The 9303-nt window shown below is 74.1% G+C and carries 8 protein-coding genes; 5 read left to right on the top strand and 3 right to left on the bottom strand.

The genetic code is table 11. The features are described from left to right. Positions 1-379 precede the first annotated feature (379 nt). The gene (locus tag EAO71_RS33765; RefSeq protein WP_147981643.1) at positions 380-1336 is read left to right on the top strand and encodes a GlxA family transcriptional regulator; all 957 of its coding nucleotides are present in this window, start codon (positions 380-382) and stop codon (positions 1334-1336) included. Positions 1337-1534: 198 nt separating this feature from the next. Beyond that, positions 1535-2533: a type I glyceraldehyde-3-phosphate dehydrogenase gene (gap, locus tag EAO71_RS33760; protein WP_147981642.1), complete on the top strand. Its 999-nt coding sequence runs from the start codon at positions 1535-1537 to the stop codon at positions 2531-2533. A 142-nt stretch (positions 2534-2675) separates the two neighbouring features. Here gap and EAO71_RS33755 read toward each other — a convergent pair whose 3' ends face one another. Beyond that, complete coding sequence (locus tag EAO71_RS33755) at positions 2676-3560, bottom strand: LysR family transcriptional regulator (protein WP_147981641.1); 885 nt, start codon at positions 3558-3560, stop codon at positions 2676-2678. Between the two features lie 93 nt (positions 3561-3653). On the opposite strand from EAO71_RS33755, the gene EAO71_RS33750 reads away from it, so the two are divergent. Further along, positions 3654-4568 carry an EamA family transporter gene (locus EAO71_RS33750; protein WP_147981640.1) on the top strand — a complete coding sequence of 305 codons (915 nt, stop codon included), beginning with the start codon at positions 3654-3656 and terminating at the stop codon, positions 4566-4568. A 95-nt stretch (positions 4569-4663) separates the two neighbouring features. Then, on the top strand, positions 4664-5386 hold the full coding sequence (locus tag EAO71_RS33745; protein ID WP_147981639.1) for a nitroreductase family protein: 723 nt from the start codon (positions 4664-4666) through the stop codon (positions 5384-5386). Between the two features lie 94 nt (positions 5387-5480). Here EAO71_RS33745 and EAO71_RS33740 read toward each other — a convergent pair whose 3' ends face one another. Together EAO71_RS33740 and EAO71_RS33735 are read right to left on the bottom strand one after the other, a co-directional pair. Then, the gene (locus EAO71_RS33740; RefSeq protein WP_147981638.1) at positions 5481-7034 is read right to left on the bottom strand and encodes a glycerol-3-phosphate dehydrogenase/oxidase; all 1554 of its coding nucleotides are present in this window, start codon (positions 7032-7034) and stop codon (positions 5481-5483) included. Next, positions 7031-7630 carry a TetR/AcrR family transcriptional regulator gene (locus EAO71_RS33735; protein ID WP_147981637.1) on the bottom strand — a complete coding sequence of 200 codons (600 nt, stop codon included), beginning with the start codon at positions 7628-7630 and terminating at the stop codon, positions 7031-7033. The genes EAO71_RS33740 and EAO71_RS33735 overlap by 4 nt, the downstream gene beginning before the upstream one ends. Before the next feature lie 75 nt (positions 7631-7705). Here EAO71_RS33735 and EAO71_RS33730 point away from each other — a divergent pair, with 75 nt between their 5' ends. After that, positions 7706-9301: an FAD-binding oxidoreductase gene (locus EAO71_RS33730; protein WP_147981636.1), complete on the top strand. Its 1596-nt coding sequence runs from the start codon at positions 7706-7708 to the stop codon at positions 9299-9301. The last annotated feature ends 2 nt before the right edge of the window (positions 9302-9303 follow it).

The following is a 9303-nucleotide window of genomic DNA, read 5'->3' as shown; positions in this document are numbered from 1 at the left end:
GTGAAGACCTGCGCCGGGATCCCCACGTCCAGCGGCTTCGCCCCTTCGAGTACGAGGACGGCCACACGGAACAAGTCGGAATCGGACACGAGCCAAAGCCTACGCAGGTCACGACGGGTCGCGCTCCCAGGCGTCCGGCCGCCCGCCCTGCGCCTTCCTCCGGGTCTCGCCGTCCCGGTCCTCGAGCGGCGACCCGCGGCGACCCGCGGCGGCTCGGGCCGGCCCTGATCCCGGCCGGCACCGCCCCGACCCGGCGGCTACCTCAGCCCACCGGGGCGAGGAGCACCCGGCCGGAGCGTCCGCGGCCGGGCACACGACCGCGGGCGGCCCCGACGACCGGCGGGGCGCGACCCGTCGTGACCTGCGTAGGCTTTGGCTCGTGTCCGATTCCGACTTGTTCCGTGTGGCCGTCCTCGTACTCGAAGGGGCGAAGCCGCTGGACGTGGGGATCCCGGCGCAGGTCTTCACGACCCGCGGGAGCATGCCCTACGAGGTCCGGGTGTGCGGGGCCGCGCCCGGCCTGGTGACGGGCGGCGACGGCCTGTCGTACGCGGTCGCGCACGGCCTGGAGGCGCTCGCGTGGGCGGACATCGTCTTCGTGCCGGGCTACCGCTTCCCCGACCGGGACGACCCGCCGCCCGCCGTGGTGGCGGCACTGGTGGCCGCGCACGAGCGGGGCGCGCGGCTGGCCGCGATCTCGACGGGCGCGTTCGCCCTCGCCGCGACGGGCCTGCTGGACGGGCGGCGCGCCACGACGCACTGGCACTACACGCGGGCGCTGGCCGCACGGTATCCGCGGGTCCGGGTGGACGAGAACGTCCTCTTCGTGGACGAGGGCAGCGTGCTGACCTCGGCCGGCGCCGCTTCGGGCATCGACCTGTGCCTGCACATCCTGCGCGGGGATCTGGGGATCGCCGCCTCGAACCACACCGCCCGGCGCCTGGTGGCGGCTCCGTACCGCAGCGGCGGCCAGGCGCAGTACGTGCCCCGCAGCGTTCCGGAACCACTGGGGGAGCGGTTCGCGGCCACCCGCGAGTGGGCCCTCTACCGGCTGGGCGACCCCCTGACGCTGGAGGTCCTGGCCCGCCACGCGGGGGTGTCGGCGCGGACGTTCTCCCGCCGGTTCGTCGAGGACACCGGCTACACGCCGATGCAGTGGGTGATGCGGGCGCGCGTCGACATGGCGCGCGAGCTGCTGGAGCGCTCCGAGCGCGGCGTCGAACAGATCGCGGCCGACGTGGGACTGGGCACGGGCGCGAACCTGCGGCTGCACTTCCAGCGGATCCTGGGCACCTCACCCAGCGAGTACCGGCGCACGTTCGCCCGCGGCGACTAGGTCCTGTCCGGAAAGCAGACGTGCGGCGCGGGCCGGGCGGGACCTTCCGGACCCGACGTGGCTCTCGGCCACCGGACCAGGAGCGCCACGGCCGCTTCCGAAGTCCTGGCGTGATCCTTGCGGAGGGTGGCGATCTCGCCGCTGTCGGGGGCGGCGCGGGCGCGGCAGGGTGGTGGTCGAACCGAAGGGACACCGCTCATGACTCGCATTGCCATCAATGGATTCGGCCGCATCGGACGCAACGTGCTGCGAGCGCTGCTGGAGCGCGACAGCAGCCTCGAGATCGTGGCCGTCAACGACCTGACGGAGCCTGCCGCGCTGGCACGGCTGCTCGCCTTCGACTCGACGTCCGGCCGGCTGGGCCGCCCGGTGTCGGTGGACGGCGACACCCTGGTCGTCGACGGGCGCCGGATCAAGGTGCTGGCCGAGCGTGAGCCGGCGCAGCTGCCGTGGGCCGAGCTCGGTGTCGAGATCGTGGTGGAGTCGACCGGCCGCTTCACGTCGGCGAAGGCCGCCCGCGCCCACATCGACGCCGGTGCGAAGCGGGTGCTGATCAGCGCCCCCGCCGATGGCGCCGACATCACGCTCGCGTACGGGGTCAACTCCGACGCCTACGACGCAGACCTGCACACCATCGTCTCCAACGCCTCGTGCACGACCAACGCGCTCGCGCCGCTCGCCTCGGTGCTGGACGACCTGGCCGGCATCGAGCACGGCTTCATGACGACGGTGCACGCCTACACCCAGGAGCAGAACCTCCAGGACGGCCCGCACCGCGACCCCCGCCGCGCCCGCGCCGCCGGTGTCAACATCGTGCCGACCACGACCGGTGCGGCCAAGGCGATCGGTCTCGTGCTCCCCAACCTCGACGGCAAGCTGTCCGGCGACTCGATCCGCGTCCCCGTGCCGGTGGGCTCGATCGTCGAGCTCAACACGACGGTCGCCCGCGACGTGACGCGCGAGGACGTGCTCGCCGCCTACCAGGCGGCTGCCGAGGGCCCGCTCAAGGGCGTACTGGAGTACTCGGACGACCCGCTGGTCTCGTCCGACATCACGGGCAACCCCGCCTCGTCGATCTTCGACTCGGCGCTCACCCGCGTCGAGGGCCGCCACATCAAGGTGGTCGCCTGGTACGACAACGAGTGGGGCTTCTCCCACCGCGTCATCGACACCCTGGAACTGCTCGCCGGCCGCTGACGCGAGCCCGCGGCGCCCCCGCGGGGCGGCGCCGCGTGCGGTGGTCCCTCCGAGTGCTCCGGCCGGTTCCCGGCCGGAGCACTCGTGCGTGCGGGCCGGCTCCGCCTCACGTCGAGGGTCCCCGAGTCGAGGGCCGCGCCGGTCACTCCCCGCCGGGGCCCGGGATGTCGAGGGCGGTGAGGAAGGCGCTCGCCGCGGGGGTGCGGCCCGCGCGGCTCCAGACGACGTGCTCGACACGGGTCGGCGCGTCGGCCACCTCGACGGAGGTGACGCCGGCCAACTGGGGAACGAAGGCGTGCGGGAGCAGGGCGATACCGAGCCCCTGCCCGACCAGCCGGGCCAGGAAGTCCGCGTTCGTCACCTCGTAGGCGACGTCGCGGCTGAGGCCGGCGGCCGAGAAGGCCAGGTCGGACTGGACGCGACCGGCCGTCCCGGCCGGCAGGTCCACGAACACCTCGCGGGCGAGCCGGCGCAGGTCGACCGCCGTCTCTCCGGCCAGCGGATGACCCGGCGCGACCACCGCCACGAGCCGGCCGCGGGTGAGTTCCCTGGAGTCGACACCGTCGAGCCGCGCGGTGGTGGGGAGCCCGAGGAAGGCCACGTCGAGATCGCCCTCCTCGACCTGGCGGGTGAGCTCATCGCTCGCACCCACCCGCAGACTGATCCGGACGTCGGGATACCGCTGATGGAAGGCGCGCAGGGCGCCCGCGATGTCCACGGCCGTGACCGTCGGGATCAGGCCCACGGCGAGCCGCCCCCGGACCACGCCGACCGCAGCGGCCACCTCGGCCGTCGCACGCTCGGCCGCCTCCAGGCACTGGCGCGCGGCGGGGAGGAACGCCTCGCCCGCCGGTGTCAGCCGCACGCGGCGGCTGGTGCGTTCGAAGAGCCGCGCGCCGAGTTCCCTTTCCAGACGGGCGACTTGGTGACTGAGGGCCGACTGGACCACCAGGCACCGCTCGGCGGCCCGGGTGAAGCTGTTCGTCTCGGCCACCGCGATGACGTACCGCATCTGCTGAAGCTCCATGGAGACAGCATTCATCATTCATCGCGAATCACGATCGATGTGCTGACACACATGTGTTGGACTCATCGATCACCGCGGTTCGAGACTTCGGGCATGACGAGCCCCACCACCCAGCAGGTCCCCGGCGCCGCCGCGCGGGGCAGCCTGCCCCGCACCCTCCTGACGGCCCTCGCCCCCCTGACCTGGGGCACGGTCTACGTCGTGACCACCGAACTCCTCCCGCCCGGGCACCCGCTGTTCGCGGGACTCGTGCGCGCCCTGCCCGCCGGCCTGATCGCACTCGCCTTCACCCGGACGATGCCCAGCGGAGCCTGGTGGGGCAAGGCCACCGTGCTCGGCGTGCTGAACATCGGGCTGCTCTTCCCGCTCCTCTTCGTCGCGGCCGAACGCCTTCCGGGAGGTGTCGCCGGCACCCTGGCGGCGGCCCAACCGCTGATCGTCGTCGTCCTGGCCGTGGCCCTCCTCCGCCAGAGGCTGTCCGCGTGGCACCTGCTCTGGGGTGTGGTGGGCCTCGCCGGGGTCGGTCTGGTGGTGATCGGCCCGAGCGCCGCGTTCGACACCGTCGGGGTCGTGGCGGGTCTGGGGAGCGCGGCCACGATGGCCCTGGGGGTGACGCTCACCAAGCGCTGGGGCCGCCCGGCCGGGGCCACTCCCACCACCTTCGCGGGCTGGCAGCTCACCGCCGGGGGACTCTTCCTGCTGCCCCTCACGTGCTTCGTCGAAGGGCCGCCGCCCCCGATCGGGCCGGCCGCCGCGCTGGGCTACCTCTGGCTCGGCCTGGCCGGCGGGCTGATCTCCTTCGTCCTGTGGTTCCGTGGCATCGCCGCCCTGCCGGTCACCTCGGTCGCGGTCCTCGTCCTGCTGTCACCGCTCGTCGCCACGATGCTGGGGGCGGTCCTGCTCGCCCAGACCTTCGGCCCGGTCCCACTCGTCGGCTTCGGGCTCTCGCTCGCCACGATCGTGGCGGGGCAGCTCCCCGCACCCACCCGCCCCGATCGCGGCGCCTGAACAGTCGTCAAAGCGACGCGGGGCAGCGGAAGTCGGTGCCGCCGACGGTCGATCACCCGTATCCAGGAACTGCTCACGCTCGTACACTTTCGATCATGAACTCCCCTCTTCCCGTCGACGATTCGACGGACCCGGCGCTCTTCGCCACCATGTCGACCATGCGGGCGATGCGCCGCCTCAAGCCCGAACCCGTGCCGGAGGCCCTGCTCGACCGGCTGATACAGGCAGCCGTCTGGGGCCCCAGCGGGGGCAACATGCAGCGCTACGAGTACGTGGTCGTCACGGATCCGGCGGTCATGGCCTCCCTGGCGCCGCTGTGGAAGCGGTGCGTGGACGCCTACCTCGCGACCACGGGGAAGTACGCCCCCGACGGCATGGACGAGGCCGCCTACGGGCGCATGGTCGCCGCCATCGAGTACCAGCGCGACCACTTCGCCGAGACGCCCGCACTGATCATCCCCTGCTACCGGTTCCCGGAGCCGAGGATCGAGCAGGAGGGACTGCTGCGCTACGCCGAGGCGCTCGGCGCGGAGGCGACGGCCCGGATGGGGAAGACCCAGGAACGCTTCGCCGCGCTGGCCGAAGGCTCCTGCGTCTACCCCGGCGTGCAGAACATGCTGCTCGCCGCCCGCGGCCTGGGGCTCGCCGCCAACATCACCATCTGGCACCTGATGCTGGAGGAGGAGTGGAAGGCGGCCCTGGGCATCCCGGAGGACATGAACACCTTCGCCGCCATCCCGGTCGGATGGCCCCAGGGCAGGTTCGGCCCGGTCAGCCGCCGCCCCGTCGACGAGGTCGTCCACCGGGACCGCTGGTAGCCACCGGGTCGCCAGGCCCCGGGCGCGGCCCGCGCCCAGGGCCTTCGCGCACCTCCCGCGGGGGGTGCCCGTCGAGCCTCCGTCCCCGCAGTGGTCAGGACGCGAGGACGTCGAGCGCCGCCTTCTCCGCCACGCTCCGGTCCTCCGCCACGAGGCCGATGCGGGTGCGCCGGTCGAGGAGGTCGGAGACGTCGAGCGCGCCTTCGTGGCGCACGGCCCACACCAGTTCCGCGACCGTGACCGGGTGGCCCGGTACGACGGGACGGGCCAGCTCGGGGTCCTCGGCCCCCAGCGCGTGGACGGCGGGCGCCTCGGTGCCGTAGCGGCGAACGAGCCGGGCCGGGAGGTCGAGCCGGGCGAGCCGCGCGGGGCGGTCGGCGCCGACGAGGGGGACGGACGTGGTGCGGCAGGGGCGCGCGTCGAGACCACGCGCCTCCACGACGGCGTCGACCACGTCCTGGGCCATCCGCCGGTACGTCGTCAGCTTGCCGCCGACGATCGTGACGACGCCGTCCGGCGAGGTCAGGACCGCGTGCCTGCGGGAGATGTCGGCGGTGCGCCCGCCCGGGCCCTGCGTGTCCAGGAGGGGGCGCAGCCCGGCGAAGGCCCCGACCACGTCCCCGCGGTGCAGGGTGACGTCGAGCGCGGAGCCGAGGACGTCGAGCAGGAAGCCGATGTCGGTCTCGGGGACCTCCGGCACGTCGGGCACGTCGCCGTCGACGGGCTCGTCGGTGAGGCCGACGTAGACGCGGCCGTCCCCCTGCGGCAGGACGAGGACGAAACGGTTCGCTTCGCCGGGGATCGGGATGTGCAGGCCGGCGGAGAGCCGGCCGAGATCCTCGGAGCGCAGCACGAGGTGGGTGCCGCGCGAGGGCCGCAGCCGCACGTCGTCCACGAGGCCGCCCGCCCAGACCCCCGCGGCGTTCACGACCGCGCGGGCGCGGATGCGCAGCTCCTCGCCGGTCGTCTCGTCGCGCACCAGCGCGCCGTCGCCGGTGAGTTCGAGTGCGCGGGTGCGGGTGAGGACGCGCGCCCCGTGGGCGGCGGCGGTGCGGGCGATCGCCGTCACCAGGCGCGCGTCGTCGGTCAGCTGGCCGTCCCAGGAGAGCAGCCCGCCGCGCAGCCCGGTGGGGCGCAGGGCGGGGGCGAGGTGCCGGGTCTCGACGGCGGACAGCGTGCGCGGCGCGGGCAGCGTGGCGCGCGAGGTGCGGGCGGCGACCCGCAGCAGGTCGCCCGCGACGAAGCCGGCCCGGGCGAGGGCGGCCTGGCCGCGGCTGACGAGCGGGGTGAGCGGCAGGACGAAGGGCTGCGCGCGGACCAGGTGGGGGGCGGTGCGCTCCATGAGGACGCCGCGTTCGACGGCGCTCTCGTGGGCGACGTCGAGCTGACCGGTCGCCAGATAGCGCAGGCCGCCGTGGATCAGCTTGGAGCTCCAGCGGGAGGTGCCGAAGGCGAGGTCGTGCGCGTCGATCGCCGCGACGCGGAGCCCGCGGGTGGCCGCGTCGAGCGCGGCGCCGGCACCGGTCGCGCCGAGRCCGACGACCAGGACGTCCACCTCGGCGCCGTCGGCGAGCCCGGCCAGCTCACGGCCGCGGCGTCCGGCGTCCAGCGAGGAACCGGGCAGGGCGGGGCTGCTCGTGGGGTTCATGGGCTGAGGGTCCTCTCCAACAGGGTGCGCAGCTCTCCGAGGAAGGCGGCTTCGCTCAGTTCGGGATCGGTCTCTTCGGTCATCGTGCGCAGCGAGAGCGTGAAGGACTGGACGACGAGCAGCAGGGCCCGCGCCTGGAGGTCCGTGTGCGCCCGGCGTACGGAACCGTCCTCGTGGCCTTCGGTCAGCGCCGTGACGAGGAGGCCGAGAAGGGCCTCCTGGCTCGCGCCCCGGCGGTCGAGGATGTACGGCAGCAGCAGTTCGGGGTCGACGTCGATGATCTTGTGGAAGAGCGGGTGGGCCCGGAAGGCCGCCGCTCCCGCGACGAGTCCGTCGACCATCCGCTCCAGGACGGGCCGGCCGTCGTCGGAGCCGGGCATGGCGCCGGCCGCCACGGCGATCCACTCACGGGTCATCAGGTCGCCGACGAGGGTGCGCACGTCGGGCCAGCGCCGGTAGAGCGTCATCCGGGACACGCCCGCGCGCCGGGCGACGTCGGTCAGGGTGGTGCGCCGTACGCCGACGGCGAGTACGCAGTCGCGTGCCGCGTCGAGCACGGGATCTGCATCCGAGTGGTTGTGACGAATGGGCGTCATCTGTCACAGTGTAATGCCAGTGCGGGCCGAGCGGCAGCACCCGTCCGTGAAACAGACCGTGAGGAAGTTCTCGAAGTGGACATGTTGTGGAGTGGCTGGGGCGACCCGGCCAAGGCGGCCCCCCTGCCCGACGCGGTGACCGGACTGCTGCGCGACCTGCTCGGCGTCACCCCCCGCGCGGACGGCCCGTCGGCCCTCGACGAGATCGACGTCCCCGCGCCGGCGCTGACCGACGAGGCGCGCGACGCGCTGCGGGCGGCCCTCGGCGCGCAGGACGCCCTGCGCGAGGACGCCGAGAGCCGCATCCGGCACACCCGCGGCAAGTCGACGCCCGACCTGCTGCGCATCCGCGCCGGCGAGGTCGACGACGTCCCGGCCGCCGTCGTCCTCCCGGGCGGCCACGACGAGGTCCTCGCCGTCCTGCGCGCCTGCGCCGCACACGGCCTGTCCGCCGTCCCCTTCGGCGGCGGCACCTCCGTCGTCGGCGGACTCGCCCCCGACACCAAGCGGCCCTTCGTCGCGCTCGACCTGCGCCGCCTGGACGCGCTGCTGGCGATCGACGAGGTGTCCCGTACCGCGACCCTGCAGCCCGGCCTGCGCGGCCCGCGCTGCGAGGAACTCCTCAACGAACAGGGCTGGACCCTCGGCCACTTCCCGCAGTCCTTCGAGTGGGCGTCCGTCGGCGGCTTCGCCGCCGCCCGCTCCAGCGGCCAGGCCTCCGCCGGATACGGCCGCTTCGACGAGATGGTCCTCGGCCTGACCGTCGCCACCCCCGAGGGGACCCTGGAGACCGGCCGGGCCCCCCGCTCCGCCGCCGGCCCCGACCTGCGCCAGCTCGTCCTCGGCTCCGAGGGCGCTCTCGGCGTCATCACCGCCGTGACCGTGCGCATCCGCCCCCTCCCGACCAGGCGGGTCTACGAAGGCTGGCGCTTCGCCTCCTTCGAGGCCGGCTCCACCGCGCTGCGCCGCCTCGCCCAGGACGGCCCGCGCCCCACCGTGCTGCGGCTGTCCGACGAGACCGAGACCTTCATCGGACTCGCGCAGCCGGACGCCATCGGCGCCGCCGAAGCCCCGCAGAGCTCGGGCTGCATGGCGATCGCCGGATACGAGGGCACCGAGGAGGAGACGGCGACCCGCCGGGCCGCCGCCCGCGAGATCCTGCTCGCCTGCGGCGGCGAGTACGTCGGCGAGGAGCCGGGCGACCGCTGGGAGCACGGCCGCTACAACGCGCCCTACCTGCGCGACGCGCTCCTCGACGCCGGTGCGTTCGCGGAGACGCTGGAGACCGCGGGATTCTGGTCCGCGCTGCCCGGCCTCTACGCCTCGGTGCGCGAAGCCCTCACCCGCACGCTGACCGAGGCCGGCACCCCGCCCCTGGTCATGTGCCACATCTCGCACACCTACGAGAACGGCGCGTCGCTCTACTTCACCGTCGTCTCGGCCCAGGGCGAGGACGCCGTCGCGCACTGGGAGCCGGTGAAGCGGGCCGCCAACGACGCCATCCTGGCGGCCGGCGGCACCATCAGCCACCACCACGGCGTGGGCACCGACCACCGCGACTGGTACGCCCGCGAGATCGGCCCCCTGGGGATCCGCATGCTGCAGGCCGTCAAGGCCGAGGTCGACCCCTCGGGCGTCCTCAGCCCCGGCGTCCTCATCCCCGTCCGCTGAGC

The sequence above is a fragment of the Streptomyces sp. MS191 genome (genome assembly GCF_008042125.1).
Lineage (GTDB): Bacteria > Actinomycetota > Actinomycetes > Streptomycetales > Streptomycetaceae > Streptomyces.
This window is presented reverse-complemented; position numbering and strand designations above follow the sequence as displayed.